At 70.9% G+C, this 22437-nt stretch carries 15 protein-coding genes and 2 pseudogenes; 9 read left to right on the top strand and 8 right to left on the bottom strand.

The window, feature by feature from the left end:
- Window positions 1–394: 394 nt before the first annotated feature.
- Window positions 395–714: pseudogene (locus A6P39_RS12605) on the bottom strand (hypothetical protein).
- A gap of 473 nt (window positions 715–1187) precedes the next feature.
- On the opposite strand from A6P39_RS12605, the gene A6P39_RS12600 reads away from it, so the two are divergent.
- The 3 genes from A6P39_RS12600 to A6P39_RS12590 all read left to right on the top strand — a co-directional run bounded on the left by A6P39_RS12600 (window position 1188) and on the right by A6P39_RS12590 (window position 5484).
- Window positions 1188–2771, top strand: a complete 1584-nt coding sequence (locus tag A6P39_RS12600) for an FMN-binding glutamate synthase family protein (protein ID WP_067054641.1) — start codon at window positions 1188–1190, stop codon at window positions 2769–2771.
- Window positions 2772–2784: 13 nt separating this feature from the next.
- Window positions 2785–4545, top strand: coding sequence for a thiamine pyrophosphate-dependent enzyme (locus A6P39_RS12595; RefSeq protein ID WP_067054638.1), 1761 nt, complete (start codon window positions 2785–2787; stop codon window positions 4543–4545).
- A 99-nt stretch (window positions 4546–4644) separates the two neighbouring features.
- The gene (locus tag A6P39_RS12590) at window positions 4645–5484 is read left to right on the top strand and encodes an RNA polymerase sigma factor SigF (protein WP_067054929.1); all 840 of its coding nucleotides are present in this window, start codon (window positions 4645–4647) and stop codon (window positions 5482–5484) included.
- A 509-nt stretch (window positions 5485–5993) separates the two neighbouring features.
- Here the strand turns inward: A6P39_RS12590 and A6P39_RS12585 are convergent.
- Complete coding sequence (locus A6P39_RS12585) at window positions 5994–6167, bottom strand: CsbD family protein (protein WP_079133780.1); 174 nt, start codon at window positions 6165–6167, stop codon at window positions 5994–5996.
- Between the two features lie 139 nt (window positions 6168–6306).
- On the opposite strand from A6P39_RS12585, the gene A6P39_RS12580 reads away from it, so the two are divergent.
- Window positions 6307–6477, top strand: a complete 171-nt coding sequence (locus A6P39_RS12580) for a hydrophobic protein (RefSeq protein ID WP_067054926.1) — start codon at window positions 6307–6309, stop codon at window positions 6475–6477.
- A gap of 120 nt (window positions 6478–6597) precedes the next feature.
- Here A6P39_RS12580 and A6P39_RS12575 read toward each other — a convergent pair.
- The 6 genes and pseudogenes from A6P39_RS12575 to A6P39_RS12550 all read right to left on the bottom strand — a co-directional run.
- A pseudogene (locus A6P39_RS12575) lies at window positions 6598–7371 on the bottom strand (phospholipase D-like domain-containing protein); the annotation flags it as partial.
- A 944-nt stretch (window positions 7372–8315) separates the two neighbouring features.
- Window positions 8316–8690: an SsgA family sporulation/cell division regulator gene (locus tag A6P39_RS12570; RefSeq protein WP_079133778.1), complete on the bottom strand. Its 375-nt coding sequence runs from the start codon at window positions 8688–8690 to the stop codon at window positions 8316–8318.
- A 712-nt stretch (window positions 8691–9402) separates the two neighbouring features.
- Complete coding sequence (locus A6P39_RS12565) at window positions 9403–11034, bottom strand: ATP-binding cassette domain-containing protein (protein WP_067054635.1); 1632 nt, start codon at window positions 11032–11034, stop codon at window positions 9403–9405.
- The gene (locus A6P39_RS12560; protein WP_067054633.1) at window positions 11031–12746 is read right to left on the bottom strand and encodes an ABC transporter ATP-binding protein/permease; all 1716 of its coding nucleotides are present in this window, start codon (window positions 12744–12746) and stop codon (window positions 11031–11033) included. Before A6P39_RS12560 ends, A6P39_RS12565 begins: the two co-directional genes overlap by 4 nt.
- The gene (locus A6P39_RS12555) at window positions 12743–14002 is read right to left on the bottom strand and encodes a cytochrome d ubiquinol oxidase subunit II (RefSeq protein ID WP_067054631.1); all 1260 of its coding nucleotides are present in this window, start codon (window positions 14000–14002) and stop codon (window positions 12743–12745) included. Before A6P39_RS12555 ends, A6P39_RS12560 begins: the two co-directional genes overlap by 4 nt.
- Window positions 13995–15362, bottom strand: a complete 1368-nt coding sequence (locus A6P39_RS12550; RefSeq protein WP_067054627.1) for a cytochrome ubiquinol oxidase subunit I — start codon at window positions 15360–15362, stop codon at window positions 13995–13997. Before A6P39_RS12550 ends, A6P39_RS12555 begins: the two co-directional genes overlap by 8 nt.
- A 245-nt stretch (window positions 15363–15607) precedes the next feature.
- Between A6P39_RS12550 and A6P39_RS12545 the strand changes: the two genes are divergently transcribed.
- The 5 genes from A6P39_RS12545 (at window position 15608) to A6P39_RS12525 (ending at window position 22392) form a co-directional block, all read left to right on the top strand.
- Window positions 15608–16693 carry an LLM class flavin-dependent oxidoreductase gene (locus tag A6P39_RS12545; RefSeq protein ID WP_067054624.1) on the top strand — a complete coding sequence of 362 codons (1086 nt, stop codon included), beginning with the start codon at window positions 15608–15610 and terminating at the stop codon, window positions 16691–16693.
- Window positions 16690–17307 (top strand): FMN reductase, encoded by a 618-nt coding sequence (locus A6P39_RS12540; protein WP_067054622.1) that lies wholly within the window; start codon window positions 16690–16692, stop codon window positions 17305–17307. The genes A6P39_RS12545 and A6P39_RS12540 overlap by 4 nt, the downstream gene beginning before the upstream one ends.
- A 120-nt stretch (window positions 17308–17427) precedes the next feature.
- Complete coding sequence (locus tag A6P39_RS12535) at window positions 17428–18453, top strand: helix-turn-helix domain-containing protein (RefSeq protein ID WP_067054619.1); 1026 nt, start codon at window positions 17428–17430, stop codon at window positions 18451–18453.
- 323 nt (window positions 18454–18776) lie between these two features.
- Window positions 18777–21521 carry a helix-turn-helix transcriptional regulator gene (locus A6P39_RS12530; RefSeq protein ID WP_067054618.1) on the top strand — a complete coding sequence of 915 codons (2745 nt, stop codon included), beginning with the start codon at window positions 18777–18779 and terminating at the stop codon, window positions 21519–21521.
- A 106-nt stretch (window positions 21522–21627) separates the two neighbouring features.
- The gene (locus A6P39_RS12525) at window positions 21628–22392 is read left to right on the top strand and encodes an alpha/beta fold hydrolase (RefSeq protein ID WP_234379224.1); all 765 of its coding nucleotides are present in this window, start codon (window positions 21628–21630) and stop codon (window positions 22390–22392) included.
- Window positions 22393–22437 lie beyond the last annotated feature (45 nt).

Raw genomic sequence — 22437 nt, 5'->3', positions numbered from 1 at the left:
CGACTTGGCGTAGGCGACGGCGCCAACGGGTTCGCCGTCCTGCGCGGTGAGGGCGTGGTACTCGGCCAGGGCGGCCATCATGGCGTCGTTGTCCACGTTGATCGGGACACGGCGGCCCTGCCAGCCGGTCGGCGACGAGCCGGGCGAGGCGTGGCGCGTGGTGGCCCGCGCCCGGGGCGTTCGCAGGTCCCTCGGTGACTGGCCCGGACAGGGTGATCACCAGGCGGACCGGATGCATCCCGGCTCCCGGCGGGCCGATGGCGGCGAAGGCTGCCCCGGGTGGCCGGAATGGACGCCGGCGGTGAGGCAGTTGACGCGTCTGGTCGGGCGTGCTGGTCAGGTCGGCCGTCAACCACATCCGTCATGAGCCGCGTGTGCAGCTCCGGCATATCCGTCACGCGGTTGTCCGGGTGCGGGAGGCGAGCTGGGGGAAGGCGTCTTCAAATACGGCGCGCACGGTGCGGCCGACGGGGGTGCGCAGTACCGGCCACAGCTGGAGGAGCAGGTCCCGGTCGAGATACCGGGCAGGTCATCACGCAGGCCCTCGTGCAGGACGGTGCGGTACAGGCCCATGCGCTGACGAGACTTGCTCATGTCGTACGAGGTCATCCCGGACCAGGCCAGGTGCAGCGGCAGCTCCACGACCCCCTGGGCCGGGCCGTGCAACTCGTCCAGCGACTCCGGCAGACGCCGCCGGAACTTCTCCCGATACAGCGCGAGGTCCTCGGCATCCGCGGGCGAGAAGCCCCTCGATACGGATGCAGAGTCCACTCTGGGCGCCTTTGCGGGTTTGCGGCCCGGGTGGTTCGCTCGACCTGTTTGCCTGCCTGCACCGGGTCGAGCGGGCGGTTCCCTCGCGGTGGACGTCTCAGTGCAGCTGACCTGCTGTAGGCCAGCTGGGTTGCCGGGCCCGATGACCGTCGTAACCTCGGTTCGGTCCCGTCTCCGCGCCGACTCGGAGGTCAGGTTGCCGCCCGGGTCTTGTCCATGCGGTACGGGCTGGGGCTGATGGCGTGTCCCGTGTGGACGCGGCGCTGAGGGCGAGGGCGTTGGAGAAGCCCCATGCGGTCCACCACCCTGACGAGCGTGGCCGGGGGCTCGCGGCCCGTCCGGCGGCCACGGCGACTGGGAGCTTCCAGTGCCCGGCTGTCGCGCATGGCGATCGATAACCGGGCAATGCGCCAGGTATGACACGCGTAGGAATCGTCCTCCTGACTCTCGTGGCCGCTCTCGGGGCTTTGGCCGCGGCGCTCGGGATCTCGCCCTACTGGTGGTTCGCGGCCGTTCCGCTCATGTTGATGGGGGTGCTGGGCGCCTGGGACCTGGTGCAGTGGCGGCACTCGGTGCTGCGCAACTATCCCGTCCTCGGCCACGCCCGCTACCTCCTGGAGCGCGTACGCCCGGAGCTGCAGCAGTACTTCGTCGAGCGGAACTATGACGGGCGCCCCTTCGACCGGGATGTGCGCAGCATCGTCTACGAGCGCGCCAAGGGCACCGACGCGGAGGAGCCGTACGGCACCGAGCGGGACGTGTACCAGCCCGGTTACGAGTTCCTGGTCCCGTCGATGGCGCCGTGCCCGGTGCCGAAGGACCCGCCGCGCGTGAGGATCGGCGGACCGGACTGCAGCCGTCCGTACGACATGGCACTGCTGAACATCTCGGCGATGAGCTTCGGCTCGCTCTCCGCCAACGCGGTCCTCGCGCTCAACGGGGGTGCCGCGGCCGGGGGTTTCGCCCAGGACACCGGTGAGGGCGGGCTGTCCGAGTATCACCTCCGTCCGGGAGGCGACCTCGTTTGGGAGATCGGCACAGGGTACTTCGGCTGCCGTACCGAGGAAGGCGATTTCGACGCGGCCGAGTTCGCCGACAAGGCCGCACACGATCACGTCAAATGTGTGTCCCTGAAGCTGTCGCAGGGCGCGAAGCCTGGCATCGGCGGTGTTCTGCCGGGCGCCAAGGTGAACGCCGAGATCGCCCGGGTCCGCGACGTGCCCGAGGGGCGGACGGTCGTCTCCCCGCCGTACCACCGGGTGTTCTCCACCCCGCGCGAACTCGTGCGCTTCATCGCTCGCATGCGCGAGTTGTCCGGTGGCAAGCCTGCCGGGTTCAAGCTGTGTGTCGGCTCCCGCCGGCAGTTCCTGGCCGTGTGCAAGGCCATGCTGGAGGAGGGCACTGCGCCTGATTTCATCGTGGTGGACGGCGCCGAGGGTGGGACCGGTGCGGCGCCGCTGGAGTTCGCGGACCATGTGGGCACCCCGCTCACCGAGGGTTTGCACACCGTTCACAACGCCCTCGTGGGCGTGGGCCTGCGCGATCAGATCAAGATCGGGGCGAGCGGCAAGATCGCCACCGGCACCGACCTGGTCAAACGCATGGTGCAGGGCGCCGACTACGGCAACGCTGCGCGGGCGATGATGTTCGCCGTCGGGTGCATCCAAGCGCAGAGGTGCCATACCAACACCTGCCCCACGGGTGTCACGACCCAGGACCCACGGCGTGCCCGCGCCCTCGACGTAGGCGACAAGACGACGCGCGTCCAGCGCTTCCAGCAAGCGACCGTGGCCAGCGCGTTGCAGATCATGGCGTCCATGGGTGTCACCGATCCCGCGGAACTGCGTCCGCACATGCTCCGCCGGCGCGTCGACCCCTGCACCGAGCGCTCCTTCGAGGAGCTGTACGAGTGGCTTGCGCCAGGGCAGTTGCTCGCCGAGCCGCCCGCCTCCTGGGCGGCCGACTGGCAGGCCGCCGACCCCGACCGTTTCACCGTGTGACCTGGAGGACTACGTGACCCGTACTGTTGCCCGCGTCATCGTGGACGCACTGAGCGAACTCGGCGTGCGCCAGGTGTTCGGCGTCGTGGGAGACGCGCTCAATCCCCTGACCGACGCCATCCGCACCACTGAGGGCCTGGAATGGGTTGGCTGCCGGCACGAGGAGGCGGCGGCTTTCGCCGCGAGCGCCCAGTCGCAGCTCACCGGCACCCTCGGCGTGTGCATGGGCACGGTCGGACCCGGTTCCGTCCACCTCCTCAACGGGCTGTACGACGCGGCCAAGAGCCACGCGCCGGTCCTGGCCATCGCCGGCCAGGTACCACTCGCCGAACTCGGCAGCGACTCCTTCCAGGAGGTGGACAACGACGCCCTCTTCAGGGACGTGGCCGTGTTCCGTGCGACCATCACCTCTCCCGACCAGCTTCCGCAGATGCTGGAGACGGCGGTGCGTCACGCACTGGGCCGCAGGGGCGTCGCCGTTCTCACGGTGCCGGGTGACCTGGGCGAGCGGGAACTGGCCGACCGGCCGGCCCGGTTCGCCCTGAGCGCCCCGGTGAGCCGGCCGGACGGGTCCGCCGTCCACCGCGCCGCGGAACTCCTCGACCGCTCCGAAAGGGTCACCCTGCTCGTCGGTGAGGGCGCCCGCGCCGCTCGCGAGGAGGTCCTCACCCTCGCCGACCGCCTGGCCGCACCGATGGTGCTCACCCTGAAGGCCAAGGCGGGCTTCGAAGGCGACGACAACCCCTTCCAGGTCGGCCAGACGGGGCTGATCGGCAACCCCGCCGCCGCTGCGGCCCTCCAGGACGCGGACACCCTGCTGCTGCTCGGCACGGACTTCCCCTACCGGGACTGGTATCCCGCGGGCCGGACCGTCATCCAGGTGGACACCGAGGCCACCCATATCGGACGCCGGGTACCGGTCGACGTCGGGCTCGTGGGAGACACCGGCGCCACCGTACGCGACCTCCTGGACGACCTCGCCGCCGCGCCCGCCGGGTTCGAAGGCGCACGTGACCGCTCTCACCTGGAGAAGGCGCGTGAACGCTTCGACCAGTGGCGCACCGGTCAGGCCCGGCTCGCCGATCCGTCGCACGACAAGGGCGTGGTGGGCCGTATCCGCTCCGCGCTGGACAACCGGGCGCACGACATCCGCCCCGAGGCGCTGGCCGCGGCCGTCGACCGGATCGCGGCCGATGACGCCGTCTTCACCTCCGACACGGGCATGGCCACCGTGTGGCTCTCGCGCTTCGTCGAGATGCGCGGCGAGCGGCGCCTCATCGGCTCCTACAACCTCGGCTCGATGGCCAACGCCATGCCCCAGGCCCTGGGCGCCCAGTGCCTGGACCGCGAGCGCCAGGTCGTGGCCTTCTGCGGCGACGGCGGACTGAGCATGCTCCTTGGCGACCTCATGACCCTGAAGACGTACCGCCTTCCCGTCAAGCTCGTCGTCTTCGACAACCGTCGGCTGGGCATGGTGAAACTCGAACAGGAGCAGGCCGGCCTGCCCGAGTTCGGCACCGTGCTCGACAATCCCGACTTCGCCGCCGTAGCCGAAGCCATGGGCATCACCGGCATCCGTGTGACCGACCCGGCCGACGTGGAGGGCGCCGTGCGACGCGCCTTGGGCAGTCCGGGCCCGGTCCTGCTGGACGTCCTCACCAACCCCGACGAGATCGCCGTCCCGGCCAAGCCGACCGTCGAGCAGGGCTGGGGTTTCGCGGTCGCCAAGGTGAAGGAAATCGTACGCAGCCATGGAGAGTCCGGCGAAAACTGACAGCGGTTCGAGGAATGCCGATCGGCGGACGGGGCAGGCGCGTGCCTACCGGACGATGGACCGGCGAGGACGAGGCTGATCGACTGGGAGGGCGCCATGATGCCGACGACGACCGTGCTGACCGCCGAGACGGTGGATGTGCCGGAGATCACGGACCCTTCCAAGGTCGCGCCGAAGGACGCGCGGGAGCTGTCGAAGCCGTTCTTCGACCGGCTGGCCGTCCTGGAGGAGGGAACGCCCGAGTATCAGTACACGCGCAACACGCTGATCGAGATGAACATGTCCCTGGTCCGCTACGCGGCCGGCCGGTTCCGCAGCCGCGGGCCGGAGGAGATGGAGGACATCGTCCAGGTCGGCATGATCGGACTCATCAAGGCGATCGACCGCTTCGAGCTGACCCGCGAGGTCGAGTTCACCTCCTTCGCCGTGCCGTACATCGTCGGCGAGATCAAGCGGTTCTTCCGCGATACCTCCTGGGCCGTACATGTCCCGCGCCGGCTCCAGGAAGCCCGCGTCCAACTCGCCCGCGCCAACGAGGAACTGCGCAGCCGACTGGGCCGGACACCGACCACCAAAGAGCTTTCCGAGCTGATGAGCCTTCCGGAGGACGAGGTCGTCGAGGCCCAACTGGCCTCCAACGGCTACAAGTCCGGCTCCCTGGACGCGGCGATCAACGGCAGCGAGGACGGCGAGGCCGCGCTGGCGGACTTCATCGGCGACGAGGACGCCGCCCTCGGCCTGATCGAGGACTTCCACGCCCTCGCCCCGATGATCGCCGAACTCGACGAACGCGACCGCAAGATCATCCACTGGCGGTTCGTGGAGGAACTCACCCAGGCCCAGATCGGTGAACGTCTCGGTGTCTCCCAGATGCACGTCTCCCGGCTGATCTCCCGTCTCCTGGCCCGCCTGCGTGAAGGTATGCTCAGCACCGCCTGATGCGCGAAGGCATGCTCAGCACCGTCTGACGGTCGGGGGCCCGGCAGCCGGACGGCGGCCGGGCGTCCTGCGGAGCGGGGGAGATGTCGGGTGTAGTGCCTCGCTTTTGCGAGGCCCTGCCGACCGGGCGGGGCCCCGCGGCTGTGTGGTGCGGTCCGCCTCCACACTCGCCCTCACTGTACGCATGCCCGGCACGCTTTTCGAGCAGCCGCTCTGGTCGGCGGACGGTCACAGCAAGCCACGGTCCCTTGCCTCTCCCAGCCACCGTGTGGTGATCAGAGCTGTCGGCACGTTCCGTGTCCGCCGGGAACCTGCGGGTGCGGGCCTGGTGGCGACCTGGGCGACGGCCATGGACGGGACATCGTCGGCATGGTGGCGGGCGAGAAGGCCGATGAGCAGTCGAGGCGAGACTCAGTGCCTGCGCTTTCGGCCCTCGGCGATCCGTCGAAAGGGGCTTCCCGGAGTCACGCCGGGCAGCCCCTTTCGAATTCTCGTGGGAGAATGCAGGTTTAGTGCTTGAACGCGTCCTTCGCCTTTTCCTTGGCCTCACGGGCATCACCCGTGCTCTTCTCAGCCTGCCCCTCAGCAGCCATACGGTCGTTTCCGATGGCGCTTCCCACGGCTTCCTTGGCCTTGCCCTCGGCCTGCTCGCTCTTTGCCTTGGCCTTCTCGCCGGCGGTCATGGAAAAGTACCTCCTGATAGCTCGTGTGCCGCTGTCGCGGTAACGCGCTTGTGCCCCGGCGTTCCTTGCACAAACAAAGCGTAGCCGGTGAATGGCGACGGAATTGCAGGGCAGACGAGAGTGCAGGAGGTTGATGAACATGGTTCCCCTGCTGCTTGTTCTGCTTCTTGCGCTGCTCCTCTTCGGTGCCGGCTTCGCCATCAAGATCCTCTGGTGGGTCGCCGTAGCCGTCCTGGTGGTGTGGCTTCTCGGCTTCGTCATGCGCTCCACCACCGCCGGTGGCGGCCGAGGTCGTTGGTACCGATGGTGATCTGACCCGCAGCGCGCCTTCCGCACGGGGTCCGGCCGTTATGACGGCCGGACCCCGTGCGCATGCCGGATGTAAGGCGACCTGGTACGTAAGAGGCCATACAGCCTATAGGTGTCCTAAACGGCGCGGGGTAGGCGTGGATCCGATGAGAGAGGCGACCGAGTCCACGGTGATGATCTTGGCGTGCGTCATGGTCGGCTGGTACTGGCGGATGTGCACGCCGGCCTGCAGCAGACGCGTGTAGTGATGTTGACCGGCGAGCTGGCAGGCGCGCTGGTCGGTGTGGGGGCCGGGCAGCAGGATCTCGACATGCACGCCGCGACGTGCGGTCTGGCACAGCAGGTCGATGAAGTAGGCGCCAGGGGCGAAGTAGGCGGTGGCCAGCCGGAAGCGTTCCTCGGCGGAGGTGAGCATGACCCGGATGAGGGTTTGCATGTCCTGCCAGCCGATGCTTGCGGAGCCGCGCACGACCTGCACCACCGACGAGCCGGCCTGCGGGTGTTCCGTGAAACGGTCGCGGTCGTCGAAGAGTTCGTCATGACACTCGGCCCAGTTCTGCGCGAACGCGGCGGCGATGCCGTCCACGGCCGGGCCGCGCACCTGGACGTGGGTGTCGTGCCACTCGGCAGGGTTGCGGGCATTGCCGCTCCATTCCTCCGCGATGCCGACGCCGCCGGTGAAGGCGGTGTGTTCGTCGACGATGAGGGCCTTGCGATGGCAACGGTGGTTCTGTTTGAACGGTGACAGCCACACGGGTTTGCGGAACCAGGCCACCTGCACGCCCGCGGCGCTCATGAGGTCCAGCAGCCGCCGCTCGATCTCCTTGGCGCCGAAGCCGTCGAGCAGCAGTCGCACGCGCACCCCCGCGCGGGCGCGGTCGGCCAAAGTGACGGCGCAGCCGCACAGTCTTTGCTGTGGACGTCACTCGAGCGATCACCGTCGTGTCGTCATGACGCTCGTTTGACGCTCCAGACGTCCGCAAGGTGGTCAGTGCAGCCGCAAAACCCGATCTGACCTGCGGTTGTTTCGGCTCCGGGTTCCTGTGACGTGATTTCGATGACGCATCACGTGGAGTGCGTGGCGATTCTGGAGCCCGCAGCAAAGGGCGTCTGACCCGCGGTTTTCTTGGTTTCTCAGGCGCGGCCGGTTGTGCTCGACCTGTTTCCCGAAGTTCACCGCGTGGAGCATGTTGTAGGTTCCCGCCATGTGTCTCACCTGCGGTTTCGCAGCGTGGGCGTTGGTCCAGAACGCTCTGTCTCAGCTCCGTAAGAGACGGGTTCGGGAAATGTCTTGACGCTCGGTCGACGCTTTTTCTGACGGAGCGTGAAGTGGTCGTCCTGGATCAGGTAGCGCGGGTCAATCGACTTGTCGGGCTCAACCCGTTGAGCAGCGCGTTGGGGCTGTTCTTGGGCTCGGGCTATACGGCGACAGGTCTCGGGTTGACGTGTGCTGATTGCGCTGGCCTCGTTACCCTGTGTCGCGGGGAGTGCCGAGGTATGCGGAGGACAGGGATGACCACGGGGGGTGCGGTGCGTCGAACAGCTGCAGAGGAGGGTGAGGCGGCGACTGAGGCGGCGGTCGAGCGACTCGGCAGCCGGTTCGCGCGACTGGACGGTCAAGTACGGCACACGCTGAGACGTACCCGAGACCACGCGGGGAATCTGTCGAGCGACCGTCTCCAGGGACTCTCGGAGATCGTGCTGTTCGACCAGCTCCGTGGCACGCACGGCTCCCAGGCGGCCCGGGTACAGGTGACGGACACCTTGTACACCGTCCTGCACGCGGCCGGACCCCGGCTGTGCCTGCAGGCCGTCACCCGCATCGCGCCGGGCGGCGTCTCACTCATGGCCGGCCGTGAGCCGGTCGATGACGCGGTCCACATCGATGTGGTGGTGCTCGGTGCCCGGCGGCACCAGCGCCTCGGACCGGCGCAGGAAGTCCGTGACCACGAGGGCGTGGACCGCGAGAAGCGCCGCCCCGGCGCGGGTCCTGAAGAGGATGCGGACCGACTCCGGGCGGCGGCGGTGCCGCGGGATGACCACCACGTCTCCGATTCCCGTGGGCCGGTGGATTCCCTCCGCGAGCAGCGACCGGGCGAAGACCCAGTCGACGGAAGGGGCCGCAGGGGCGCCCATGGACAGGCGCACGGCATACGGGTCGGCCACGTCGTAACGGAGCGCGGCGGGGAGCGGTACCCACGCTTCGCCGGCCACGCTGATATGGACTTCCGTGGGAAAGACGATCGAGCACGCATCCGCGGAATCGGAAAGAGGGATTCTCACTCCGCCCCCTGTATCTGACTGTTCGTACGGTTGTGGACGACCGTAAGCCGCGGCTGCTCCGTTGCCTTGCCGACAAGTGCACCGGGGGTTGTCCGAAAAGGCGCTTGTGCGGCACGCGTCTTCCCGGATTGCACGGATTCAGCTCGCCCCTCGCCCTTTCCGCTTCACGCGGGTGACAACGTCTACGCCCCGCCGAACCCGCTGCGCGGTGTCGCCCAGGACGCCGAGACGGTGTCCGACTTCCTGGCGACCATCTCCGGTCCAGTGGCCCTCGTCGGCCACTCCTACGGCGGGGGATCACCAACGCGGGGGTGAAGAGCCGGTGTCCGGACATTCAAGACGACGCTGCACCCTGGACCACCCGCGGATGACCAGGCTCTGGACGAGGGCTGTTCGCCCCCGGAGAGGCCCTGGGCGGGGGGAACCACCGGCGTCACGCGTCGGAGCGGTGGCGAGGGGTGAGCCTCGAACCCGACCGGTTCGCCTTCGACCGGGGACGGACGGCGCCGGGGTATCGCCCGAGGAGGCGGCGACGCATCTGATCCCGGACTCCGAGACCGACTGACGCAACGACAGTAAGGGGCCAGGGCCGAAGGCGGCCTCGGCCCCTTCCGCGCGCCGCCGGTACAGCCCCGTACGGGGACTACGCGCACGCCCGCTCCACGGCCCGTCCGAGTCGTACGACGGCATCCGCAGCGCCCTCCAGCAGGCCGAGGTCCTGTTCCTGGAGGGCGATCACCAGCGCGGTCTGCGGCAACGCCCGGGGCAGCGCGGCCAGGAGCGCCTCGGCGGTGGCGCGGTCCAGGCCCGCCACCGGCTCGTCGAGCAGCAGGATCCGAGGACGCCTCAGTACGGCGCGGGCCGTGGCGAGGCGCCTTCGCTGCCCTTGGGACAGCAGACGGCCGCCAGGACCCACCGGCGTCTGCAACGGAAGCGCCGACAGGCCGACCACTTCCAAAGCGGCCCGCAGTGCGGCGGCGTCGGCCGACGGTGCCGCCTGGCGGAGGTTGGCCGCGATCGTGTCGTCGGCCAGCCAGTCGTCTGCCTCGACGAGGGTGAGCGTCTCGGCGGCGGCCTCGGCGGACAGGTCGTGCAGGGGAGTGCCGTCGAGGAGGACGGTGCCTGCGGGCGCCGGTTCGCGCCCGGCGAGTTGGCCGAGCAGGGTCGACTTCCCGCTGCCATTGGGACCGGTGATCAGGACGAGGGCGGGACCCGCGGCGGTCAGGGTGAGTGCCGTGAGGGAGCCGACGAGCGGAAGGCCGACCACGTCGAGGATGCCCTCGGTCGCCTGCTGCCGGCCCGCCGGGTGCGCCCCGGTGGCGAGGGGGCCCAGCCGCCCGGCCGCGTCCTTGGCCTGAGTCAGGTGCTGCGCCAGTCGCGGAAACCGTTCCAGCAGCTCCCATCCGGCGGCTATGAGCAACACCTCGCCGACTGCCACCGCGATCGGCTGGGCCGGGGCTGCGCGCAGGGCGATGACCAGGACCGCCGCCTGGCCGAGTGCGGCGAGGAGACGCAGTGCCAGGCGGCCCTGCCGCTCGGCCCGGGCCGCGGCCCACTCGGCGGACTCGACCGCCGCCATGGCGCTCGTGGCCGTTCGCCGTGCCAACGGCACCGCGTCCAGGCACCGCAGCTCGTTGAAGGCCGTCCGGCTGCCCAGCAACACGGTACGCAGCGCGGCCCTGGCTGCGGCGGCGTCGGCGAGGTGGGTGCGCGCGCGGAAGTGGAAGCGGCGGACGCAGGCGAGGCCGACCGCCCAGACGGCCAGTTCGGTCAGGCCCAGGATCGGCATCGCCCACAGCAGCAGGACATCGACCAGGCCCGCGGTCGCGAGCGCGGCCGTCAGCGGGGCGAGGGCGTTCGCCGGCAGGCCCGCGACGGTCTCCACATCGGCTGTGAGCCGGGTGAGCAGCGTTCCGTCGCGCTCGGCGCGCAATTGACGGGGCGTCAGACCGGCGGCGCCGCGTGCCAGCAGGGCCCGCAGGGCCACCTGGGTGTCCAGCAGGGTCCGGTGGTTGACCAGGCGTTCCAGGTAGCGCAGACCGGTTCGGGTGAGGGCCAGGGCCCGGACCGCACCCGAGGGATACATCCAGGACCACGTGGTGTTGGCCTGGAGGGTGACCACGGCACACGTCGTCAGGAACCAGCCGGACACCCCCAGCAGCGCGGCCCCGCTGACCTCCGCCGCGGCCGCGCACAGCACGCCGGTCAGCAGGGCGCGGCGGGAAGCCACCGTACGCAGCAGCCGCCAGGCGCTGATCCCGTTCACCGGCTTCATCGGCTCCTCCCGTGGTCCAGCCTGACGACCTGGTCCGCAAGCGTCAGCAGCGCGGGGCTGTGGGTGGCGAGCAGGACCGTACGGTCGCGGGCCAGCGTGCGCAGCGCGGACAGCACGCGCCGCTCCGCCTCCGGGTCCAGGTGCGCGGTGGGTTCGTCCAGGCACAGCAGCGGCGCGTCTTGCAGCAACGCCCGTACCAGGGCGAGCCGTTGGGACTGGCCGGAGGACAGGCCGGAGCCGCGTTCGCCGAGCGGGGTGTCCAGTCCCCGCGGCAGCGCGGCGAGGAGGTCCTCGAAGCCGAGGGCGGCGATGGCGTCCAGCAGGTCGTCGTCGTTCGCGGTGGGCCTCGCCAGCAGCAGGTTCTCTCGCAGGGTGCCCGGCAGCAGGTGCGCGGGCTGGCCCACCCAGGCGACCCGGCTGGGGTCGGCGGGGACGGGCCGGCCGTCCAGCACATGGAACGCGCGTCCGCCGCGCGGCGTGTACAGCCCGGCCGCGACGGCGAGCAGCGTGGACTTCCCGGCCCCGCTGGGACCCGTCACCGCGAGGCACCGTCCCGGCGCAAGGCGCAGCTCGAGCCCCGCCAACGCCGCTGTTCTCCGCGCCTGGTGGTGATCCGTCACCATGACCAGGTGCAGTCCGGGCGGCGCTGTGGCACGTCGTGGGGCCGGTGGCACCGCGGTGACCTCACGCCCCGCGTCCAGCACCTGGCCCAGCAGGCCCGCCGCGGCACTCGCCCGCGCGCGGGCGTGGTACCCGGCGGCCAGTTCCCGGGCCGGCGCGAAGTAGGCGGGCACCAGGACCAGCACGAACAGGGCGGCGGACAGGCTCATGTGGGCCGGTACGACGGGCAGGGCCAGATAGTCGAGCAGCACCAGTCCGCAGTAGGTCGCCACCACGGCGAGGGTTCCGGTGATGAGCAGTTCCACCCACGCGGTCGACAGGAAGGCGATGCGCAGTACCTTCTCCGTGCGCCCGGCGACCTCCCGGTCGTTCAGGGCCAGCTCGTCGGCCGCCCGGTCGTGCGCCCCGAGCCCGACCAGGGTGGGCAGGCCGCGCAGGTGGTCGAGGAGCCGGGCCCGGTGGCCGCGGATCGCGGTCAGCTGGGCGCGTACGGCGGTCTGGGTGCCGAGGCCGATGACCTTGAGGTTGGCGGGCAGCAGGGGAGTGGCGGCCAGCACGAGCAGGGCGACGAACCAGCTGCGGGCGGCGATCGCCGCCAGGACGAGGCCGCTGCCGAGCAGCATGCTGGTCCGCGCGGGCAGGTAGTCGGTGAGCCAGTCGGTCAGCTCGTCCACCTCGCCGTCGACGGCCTGGATCACGGCCGCGTCGTCGGCCTCGGCAGAGGCCGGGCCGTACGCGGGCAGCGCCGTCTCGACGAGCCGCCCGCGCAGGGTCTCCCGTACGGTACGCGCGCCGCGCGCGGCCGCCGCGTCGCCCGCGGCCAGCAGGACGGCGCGTAGGGCGACGCCACCCGCGATCAGCAGCGCGGGCGGCAGCACGGCGGACGCGGGGTTGCCATGGAGTGCGGACAGGCCGCGCTCGGCGCCCCAGGACAGCCCGCCCGCCCACAGGACCGTCCCGAGCTGGGCCGCGCCGCGCAGCAGCCCCGCCCGGCGCAGCTCCGCCCGGCCGGCGTCCGCCCACTCCTTCAGCCGGGCGGCGGGCGCCGCGTCCCCGGCCAGTTCGTCCAGGAGCACGTCCGAGGTGGTCATGAGGTGCTCTCCGCCTCGGCGTCCGCGTCGAAGTATCCGGCACGCCGGTCCCGGCGGTCACCCGCGATCCACGCCGCCATGGCCGTACCGCCCAGGACGGTGATGCCGACAGGACCGATCCAGTCCGCCACACCGCCGAAGACGTCCTGAGACAGGGCGGTGGCCAGGATGCCGAGCACCACCAGCATGATCCGTCGTGCGACCGTCCGCGCGCCGCCTTCGGACACGGTGGGGGCCGTCAAGGGGTGGGTGCGGACGGGCAGCGGCGGGAGCGGACGCTCCACCGGATCGGTGTACTTGCCGCGGAAACTCCGCCAGGCGTACAGGTTGTAAGCCAGCACCAACGGCATGCACAGCCCGACGCCCAGGACCAGGAAGAGTTGCGAGGAGTGCGGGCTCGCGGCCTGGTGGACGGTCAGCGCGGGCGGCACGACGACCGGCGCCGTGAGCGCCACCAGCCCGAGCAGTCCGCAGACCGTCATCGTGGCCACCGCGGCGAACGGCCGCCAGTCGGGGCGCCGCCCGAAGCCGTACCAGGCGACCCCACCGGCCACCGCGGCGGCACCGACCGTGAGCCAGAACAGTACGGCCCGCGACGAGTGGACATCGAACCGCTGCGGGTCGGCGCCCGGCAGCAGCAGACTCAGTACGACCGCCATGACAGCGGTGGCCACCAGCAACGCCCGTCCGGTGCGCCGGACTTCCGGCCGCGACCATCCCGCGGTCTTGTCCTGCAGCCAGGCGGCACCGGCCAGCAGGTACACGGCGACCAGGCCCAGCGCGCACAGCACGCCGTAGCGGCTGAGCCAGTCGAACGCCCCGCCCTGGAAGACGCCGTCGCGCTGGTGCGGGCCGGTGAGCACGGCCCCGAGGACGAGCCCCTGGCACACGGCCGCGGCGAGCGACGCCCCACCGAACAGCAACGCCCAGCCCCGCCGGTAGCCGCCGGCCGCGCTGTGCATCTCCAGGCCGAGGCCGCGCAGGATGACGGCGATCAGCATGCCGGTCAACGGCAGGTAGACGGCGGGCAGGACCACTGCGTAGACACCGGGCAGTCCGGCCCACAGGACGACCCCGGCCAGGATGATCCAGCTCTCGTTGGCGTCCCAGGCGGTGGCGACGATCTCGCCGTACTCCCGTCGGCGCTCCGGCCGCGCGGCCAGGCTGAGCATGCCCACCCCGAGGTCGTAGCCGTCGAGGACGACGTACATGGCGAGGGAGAAGAGGACGAGCGCGTAACTGGCGTACTCAAGCAACGAGGGCCTCCGATGTGTCGGGCGCGGCGGGGCCCGTGGGCAGGGCCTCGGGGCCGGCCTTGACCGTGCGGACGATGTAGCGGGCCCAGATGGCCAGCAGGGTGAGATAGAGCAGGACGAAGCCCGCCAGACTGACCGTGACGTCGAGGACGCTGAGGTGGGAGACCGCGTCGGCGGTGCGCAGTTGGCCGTAGACCACCCAGGGCTGGCGGCCCGTCTCGGCGACGATCCAGCCGCCGGTGATGGCGATGATCCCGGCCGGGGTCATCCACACCAGCCACTTGAGGAAGCGACGCGAGTCGAACAGGCGGCGCCGCATGCGCAGGACCACGCCCGCGAAGGCCGTGCCGAACATGAGCAGCGCGGTGAAGTACATCGCGCGGAAGCCGTAGAAGGTGGTCCACATGTTGGGGCGTTCACCGGGCGGGGTCAGCAGCAGGCCGGGCGTGTTCGTCTGGCCGCTGAGGTCCTGGGCAATGGCCGAGCCGAGGTAGGGGATCTCGACGTGCAGCCTGTTCTCGCCCTTGTCGGTGTCGGGGACGACGAGCAGGTTGTAGCCGTTGTTGTCGCTCTTCCAGTTCCCCTCGAACGCCTCCAGCTTGGGCAGTTGGTGCTGACCCATGAAGACCGCTGTGCCGTCTCCCACGTACAGCTGGATCGGCATCAGCACGCCCAGCACACCGAGCGCGATGGACAGACAGCGGCGGGCCATGGGCCGGGCGTGCACCCGGTTCTTCACCAGATACCAGGCGGAGATCCCGCCGACGAACCAGGCGGCGCTGATCAGCACGGCCAGCAGCATGTGCGGGAAGCGGTGGGCGAAGGCGGGATTGAGCAGGATGCCGGCCCAGTCCCGGGCGTGGAACTGGCCGTCGGCCTTCTCGTAGCCGACGGGGTCCTGCATCCAGCTGTTGGCCGACAGGATCCAGGTGGTGGACAGCAGCGTGCCGAAGGCGACCATCCAGCTCGCCAATGCAATGGTGCGCGGGCGGATCCGCCCGTCGCCGTACAGCATCAGGCCGATGAACCCCGCCTCCAGGAAGAAGGCGGTGATCACCTCCATGCCGATCGTGACCCCGATGACGGGACCGACGGCGTGGGCGTAGACGCCCCAGTTGAGGCCGAACTCGAACGTCATCACCGTGCCGGCGACGACGCCCAGGCCGAAGCCGACGGCGAAGATCTTCTTCCAGAACCGGAAGATCTGCAGATACAGGGGATTCCCCGTGCGCACGTAGACCGTGTACACGACCGCGAGGAGCACGGACAGGCCGACGGTGAGCGCGGGGAAGGTCATATGGAAGATCGCGGTGATCGCGAACTGCCATCGGGACAGTTCGACGACGGTTGCGGAAGCCATGGGTACTCCGGGGAGGCAGAGGGGACTGCCACGCTAGGCAGCCGACCGGGTACGGCGATTGCCTCTCAGCGCCCGTGCAGTGGCCCCACGCTGCACAGTCACGGACGGAAAGGCGGCAGCCCACCCCGCGGGCCGCAGGAGGGCACCGAGGGACCAGCACCGCTGCGCGCACGGACAAGGGGCATCGCCCGAGCCGTGCCTACATTTCCGGCATCCACACAGCTCGCCGGAACGAAGAGGCGCCCATGCAGTTCGGAATCTTCTCGGTGGGGGACGTCACCCCCGACCCGACCAACGACCGTACCCCCTCGGAGCACGAGCGCATCAAGGCGATGGTCGCCATCGCGCTCAAGGCGGAGGAGGTCGGCCTCGACGTCTTCGCGACCGGTGAGCACCACAACCCGCCGTTCGTGCCGTCGTCGCCGACCACGATGCTCGGCTACATCGCGGCCCGCACCGAGAAGTTGATCCTCTCCACGGCCACGACACTGATCACCACCAACGACCCGGTGAAGATCGCCGAGGACTACGCGATGCTCCAGCACCTGGCCGGCGGCCGGGTGGACCTGATGATGGGCCGCGGCAACACCGGGCCGGTCTACCCCTGGTTCGGCAAGGACATCCGGCAGGGCATCGACCTCGCCAAGGAGAACTACGCCCTGCTGCGTCGGCTGTGGCGCGAGGACGTCGTGGACTGGGAGGGGACGTTCCGCACTCCCCTGCAGGGCTTCACGTCCACGCCCCGCCCGCTGGACGGCGTACCGCCGTTCGTGTGGCACGGCTCGATCCGCTCGCCCGAGATCGCCGAACAGGCCGCCTTCTACGGCGACGGCTTCTTCCACAACAACATCTTCTGGCCCGCCGACCACACGCGACGGATGGTCCAGCTGTACCGGCGCAGGTACGCCCACCACGGTCACGGCCGGCCCGAGGAGGCCATCGTCGGCCTGGGCGGGCAGGTGTTCATGCGGAAGAACTCCCAGGACGCCGTACGGGAGTTCCGCCCGTACTTCGACAACGCGCCGGTCTACGGCCACGGGCCGTCCCTGGAGGACTTCACCGAGCAGACCCCGCTTACGGTGGGCTCCCCGCAGCAGGTCATCGAGCGGACGCTGTCCTTCCGCGAGACCGTCGGCGACTACCAGCGGCAGCTGTTCCTGATGGACCACGCGGGCCTGCCACTGAAGACCGTGCTGGAGCAGCTCGACATCCTCGGCGAGGAGGTCGTACCGGTGCTGCGCAAGGAGTTCGCGATCGGCCGCCCGGCCGACGTGCCGGACGCGCCCACCCACGAGTCCCTGCGGACCGCGCGGGAGGTGGCCGCCGCGTGAAGCTCGTCGCCGTCTCGGCGGGGCTGAGCACCCCGTCGTCCACCCGCCTGCTCGCCGACCGGCTCGCCGAGTCGGCCCGCACCGACCTGGCCGCCGAGGGCCACGACGTACAGACCGAGGTCATCGAGCTGCGCGAACTGGCCGTCGCCGTCGCCAACCACCTCGTGACCGGTTTCCCGCCGCCCCAGCTGGCGTCCGCGATCGACGCGGTGACGGGCGCGGACGGCCTGATCGCCGTGACGCCCGTGTTCACCGCCTCCTACAGCGGGCTGTTCAAGTCCTTCTTCGACCTCATCGACCCGGACGCCCTCACCGGCACGCCGGTCCTGATCGCGGCGACGGGAGGGACGGCCCGCCACTCCCTGGTTCTGGAGCACGCGTTGCGCCCGCTCTTCGCCTACCTGCGAGCCGGTGTCGTCCCCACCGCGGTGTACGCGGCGTCCGAGGACTGGGGGTCCGGCGGCGACGACTACACCGAGGGCCTGCCCGCCCGCATCCAGCGGGCGGCCGGTGAACTGACCGTCGCCATGGCCGCCCGCCCGGCGTCGGAGACGACGCCCGACGACGAGGTCACCGCCCTCGAACGGCAGCTCTCCGACCTGCGCTTCGACTGAGGTCCCGCGGTCCCCCGTATCTCCGCCCCGTATCCCGGATCTAGTGCGTTCACTCGATGCGCCACCCCGTGCCCCGCTGGCACGGTGTCCGCAGCGCACGGCGGCTGAAGGGCGGAGATCATGTCGGACGTATCGGTGAAGGGGACGGGGAAGCAGCCCGCGGGCATCTTCTACACCACGGACGGGGTGCCCAGGGAGCGAAGACGGACCTACTGGCGCGACGCCGTGGCCCACACCTTCGGAGCCGTGGACGTCAAGCTCGCCGAGGAGGTGTTCTCCGGCACGATCCATGCGTCACCGGCGGGCCGGACACGGGGCGTCACGGTGGACAGCGAAGCCCTGCAGACCGTGCGCACACCGCGGCTCATCGCGGGGTCCACCGGCGACGACCACGTGGTCGTGATGCTGCTGAGCAGCGGGCTCGCCCGGGTCGAGCAGGACGCGCGCGACGCGTATGTCGAGCCCGGGCAGCTCTTCGTCTACGACCGGGCGCGTCCCATGCGGCTGACCTTCCCCGACACCTTCCGGACGAAGGCCCTCGTCCTGCCCCGGCACCTGCTGAGCCTGAGGGAGTCGGACCTGTGCCGGATCACGGCCTCTCCCCTCGACTCCACGACGCCCCTCGGCCACCTGCTGTCCCCCTTCCTGTCCCGCCTCGTGGACACCGCGGGCGCGTATCCGCAGCACGTCGGCGACCTGATCACCCGCAACGTCCTGGACCTGCTCACGGTGCTGGCCGACGAGCGACGCGGCGGTGACAGCGCGGGCACACCGAGCGCCACCCGCGTGCTGCTGATGCGGGTCCAGGCGTACATCGACCGTCACCTGGCGGACCCCGACCTGGCCCCGGAGGCCATCGCCCGGGCCAATCAGATCTCCCTGCGCTACCTGTACAGCCTCTTCCAGAACGAGGGCACCACCGTCCGCCGGTGGATCCAGGGCCGCCGGCTGGAGCAGTGCCGACGTGAGCTGGCCCGCCGGGACGCGGCGAGCCGGACCATCGCCGCGGTGGGCCGACGGTGGGGCTTCGTCAGCGCCGCCCACTTCAGCCGGGCGTTCCGGGGCGCCTACGGGATGTCCCCCGTCGAGTGGCGGGACCACGCGGCACTCGAGCGTCGTACGCACACGTCGCCACCGGGCGCCTGAACCCTCCGCTCGAAGTGCCGCGCCATGCCGTCGCTCGTCCACGGCCGTCGTCGTGGCTGGTCGCGCACTTCGCCGCGCCCCTTGGCGGCGCTGCCGAACCGTAGCCGACTTCGCCCAACCCGCTCAGAGCCGCCGCACGGCCCTGGTCGCCCCCCGGGGTATGCACTGAGCTGCGGTTCTTGCGATAGTGGACACGCGGAGCGCCGTCCGCGCCCCGGCCGGCCCCCCACCCGGACAGGCGGGCGACGGCATAGGGCGACATCGCCGCTCCGCATGGCTGCCTGGACCGGAGGCGGTCGGCGAGTGCGGACAGAGGGGCGTGAGTGGAGCGGTCGGACGGGTCGCTGTCCCGGCGCGGTCTGCGTGGCCGAGAGACCGAACTCGAACAGCTGCGGGCCGTCCTCGCATCGGTGGTCGGCACCGGAAGCGGCGCCTTGGTCCTGCTCCGAGGGGAGCCGGGCATCGGCAAGACCGCGCTGCTCGGCGAGGTCGTCACCACGGCCGGTGCGGCGGGCTTCGCGGTCGGTCTGGGCAAGGCCGACGAGCTGCACCACATCGTCCCGCTCTCGTCGATGGCCGCCTGCCTCCTGTATGGTGACCGGCCGCTGCTGTCCAGTGACGCGTTCGCCGACCTCACCCGCCATCACGACCAGCGGATCTGGCTGGTCGAGCGCGTGGCGGAAGCGATCGAGGCCAGGGCCGCCGAGATGCCCGTGCTGATCGCCCTGGACGACGTGCAGTGGGCCGATTCACTGAGCCGGTTCGCCCTGAAACAGCTCCCGGCACGCCTGCGGACATCGCCGGTTCTGTGGGTGCTCACCGGGCGGCAGGATCCCGCCGGCCCGGCGCCGGAGATCGTCGAGGCGGCCGAGAGCGGGCTCCTGTCGGTCACCGTGCCCCTGGGACCGCTCTCCGGCACGGCGATCGACCAGCTGGCCGACGACACCCTGGGCGCGGCCGTCGACGAGCGGGTGCGGCAGTTGCTCGACGGAGCCGGCGGGAACCCGTTCCTGGCGGTCGAGATGCTCACGGGACTGCGGACCACCGGCCCGTCGGGGGAGCCCGTGCCCGAGGGGCTCGTGGTGGGCGTGCGCGGCAGGCTCAGGTCACTTGACCCCAGCACCCTGCGCTTCCTGCAGATGGGAGCGGTGCTGGGACGCAGATTCGGCCTCCTCGAGGCCGCCGCGCTCTACGGCCGACCGTCCGCCGGCCTGCTCGCGGAGCTGGAGGAGGCGGTGCGCGCCGGGCTCCTGGACGACGACGGCGACCAGCTGGTCTTCCGGCACGACCTGCTGCGCCAGGCCGTCTACGTGGACATCCCGCCGTCGGCCCGCAAGGCCCTGCACCGGGAGGCCGCGGGACACCTGGTCGCGGCCGGGCACCGGCCGATCGACGCGGTGTCGCACATTCTCCGGAGCGCCCAGCCCGGAGACGACGAAGCGGTGACGCTGCTGCGGCAGGCCGCCGACGACGTCCTGTCGGTCACGCCGGGCCTCGCGGCCGACCTGATGACGCGCGCCCTGGAACTGGTGCCTCCCGGACGGCCGTTGTGGTACGACGTCGGTGTGCAGGCGATCGTCTGTCTGACCCGGGCCGGCCGGAACCGCGAGGCGCTGGAGACCGGCGACCGGCTGCTGGCCGCCCGGCCGCCGCTGGAGACGTTCGGCCGGATCCAGGCCGCCCTCGGCGGGACGCTGTGGAACCTGGACGTCGCCGAGGAGTTGCGCCGCCGCGCCGAGACAGCCCTCGCGCTCGGCGGTGCCGCCCCGGAGGTCGAGGCGCGGCTCATCGCCCTGCGCGCGCTGGCCCTCTCCCGGGGCGAGGATCTCGGCGCGGCACGGGAGGCCGGCGAGAACGCCCTGCGTGCGGCCATCGCGACCGGTGACCGGGAGGCACACGTGCTGGCCCTGTTCGGTCTGGGGGAGAGCGCTCTGAACGCGGGTGCGAACGCCGTCGCGCTGGAACGCTTCACCGCGCTCAGCGCCGTCGACCCCGCCTTCCTTCCCGAGGAGATCGTCGCGCACCAGCACATGGACGACTTCGAGGCCGGCCGGCGGCTGCTGCTGCGGACGGCGGACGACGGCGGCTCGGTGTCGCAGACCATGCTGCTGTGGGCACAGGCCTCGCAGCATCTGGGGCTGGGTGATCTCGACGACGCGGAGGCCGACCTGGTCACCATGGAGCGCCTGGAGAACGACGTACACATCTGCGTCCAGCAGGTGAACGCCCGGGTGATCCGCTCCTGGATCGCCCTGCTGCGCGGCGACCGGGAAGCAGCGCGGCACCAGCTGACCGCCGCGCGGGAACGACGCGCGACCAAACCGAACCCGGGCAACACGGCAGCGGTGCGCTTCCTGGAGGCGCTCATCGCCGACGACGAGGGGAACACCGCGCTCGCCCTCGACGGGATCCGGCGGGTGCAGCAGGAAGGTCCCTTCATGCGCTGGCGGCTGCTGCGCACCTGGGTCGACTCCGCGATACGCATGGCCCTCGGCGGCGCGGACCACGCGCTGGCGGAGGATCTGGCCGCACAGGCCGAGGCCCACGGCGCCCGCAACCCGGCCGTGCCCACCGCCACGGGCATCGCCGCCCAGGCCGCGGGCCTGGTGCGGGGCGACCTCGCTCTGCTGGAACGCGCGGTGGCACTCCTCGGGGAAAGCCCGCGCCCGCTGGTCCGGGCCGGCGCCCATGCCGATCTCGGCCGGGCACTGCTGACGGCAGGCCGGGGAACCGAGGCCAAGGCCGCCCTGACCCGCGCCCACGGCCTGTTCGCCGAGTCGGGTGCCCACGCCGCGGCGGCACGCGTACAGCGCGATCTGGACCGTGCCGGGGCCGGCAGCCGCGGGGCGACCACACCGCGCCCGGTCCAGGGCTGGGAGGCGCTCACGGCCTCGGAGAAGAAGATCGCGCGCCTGGTCGCCGCGGGCCACACCAACCGGTCGGCCGCCGATCTGCTCGTCGTCTCCCCGCACACGGTCAACACCCACCTGACCTCCGCCTTCCGCAAGCTGTCGGTCAACTCGAGGGTCCAGCTGGCCCATGTGGTCATGGCCCTGCCCGAGGACTGACCGGATCCGCCGGTACGTCCGTCACGTCTTGGTACGTTCACGCGATGCCCGCGGTAACCGGATGCGCTTGGCTGAACGCCAGGACTCATCCGGAGGTCATCGGAACGTGAACGGACCCGCCCCCCACCCACCAACCGTCGTGCTCGTGCACGAGGCGTTCACCGACGCCTCCTCCTGGGCCGGGGTCATCACCCTCCTGCAGGCCGCCGGCCTGACCGTGCTCGCCCCGGCGAACCCGCTGCGCGGACTGGCGCAGGACGCCGCCTACATCAGGAGCGTGGTGCGTCAGATCGACGCCCCGGTCGTGCTGGTCGGACACGGCTACGGCGGCGCGGTCATCACCCATGCCGCCGGTGACTGCGACCAGATCGTGGCCATGTGCTACGTCGCGGCGTTCGGCCTGGACGCCGGAGAGTCCGTCCTGGACATCCTGAGCCGCTTCGCCCCCGCACCGGTGACCGACACCACCATCACGGCCGCGCTGCCCGCGCGGTTCTCCGACGGCCCGGGGGACGAGCTGTACCTCATCGAGGAACAGTTCGGGCCGACGTTCGCCGCCGACCTGCCACCGCACGTCACCGATGTCCTCGCCGTGACCCAACGCCCCATCGCGAGACGCGCGTTGACCGGTACGTCAGGGCCGCCGGCCTGGGCCTGCAAGCCGTCGTGGTACGCCATCGCTGCCGCCGACCGGATCATCGTCCCCACGGCCCAGCGCTTCATGGCCCAGCGCATGGCGGCCACCGAGTACGCGGTGGCCGGTTCGCACGGCGTCGTCCTGTCACAGCCCGGCGCCGTGGCGGCGATGATCCGGGAAGCCGCCGAACAGGGCATGGACCGCGGCGACGGCTACGGGCTCCCGCGCGGCTGATGCGCAGGTCAATCGGCTAGCATCCCTGTTCGATGGGTAAGACGC

The sequence above is a fragment of the Streptomyces sp. FXJ1.172 genome (genome assembly GCF_001636945.3).
Taxonomy (GTDB): Bacteria; Actinomycetota; Actinomycetes; order Streptomycetales; family Streptomycetaceae; genus Streptomyces.
Note: the sequence above shows the minus strand (reverse complement) of the source record. Positions and strands in the feature narration are given on the sequence as shown.

Bases quoted from the DNA above. Each gene is read 5' to 3' on its own strand.
- A6P39_RS12600 (WP_067054641.1), top strand. From the start codon at position 1,188: ATGACACGCGTAGGAATCGTCCTCCTGACTCTCGTGGCCGCTCTCGGG.
- A6P39_RS12590 (WP_067054929.1), top strand. From the start codon at position 4,645: ATGCCGACGACGACCGTGCTGACCGCCGAGACGGTGGATGTGCCGGAG.
- A6P39_RS12585 (WP_079133780.1), bottom strand. From the start codon at position 6,167: ATGACCGCCGGCGAGAAGGCCAAGGCAAAGAGCGAGCAGGCCGAGGGC.
- A6P39_RS12580 (WP_067054926.1), top strand. From the start codon at position 6,307: ATGGTTCCCCTGCTGCTTGTTCTGCTTCTTGCGCTGCTCCTCTTCGGT.
- A6P39_RS12565 (WP_067054635.1), bottom strand. From the start codon at position 11,034: ATGAAGCCGGTGAACGGGATCAGCGCCTGGCGGCTGCTGCGTACGGTG.
- A6P39_RS12560 (WP_067054633.1), bottom strand. From the start codon at position 12,746: ATGACCACCTCGGACGTGCTCCTGGACGAACTGGCCGGGGACGCGGCG.
- A6P39_RS12550 (WP_067054627.1), bottom strand. From the start codon at position 15,362: ATGGCTTCCGCAACCGTCGTCGAACTGTCCCGATGGCAGTTCGCGATC.
- A6P39_RS12545 (WP_067054624.1), top strand. From the start codon at position 15,608: ATGCAGTTCGGAATCTTCTCGGTGGGGGACGTCACCCCCGACCCGACC.
- A6P39_RS12535 (WP_067054619.1), top strand. From the start codon at position 17,428: ATGTCGGACGTATCGGTGAAGGGGACGGGGAAGCAGCCCGCGGGCATC.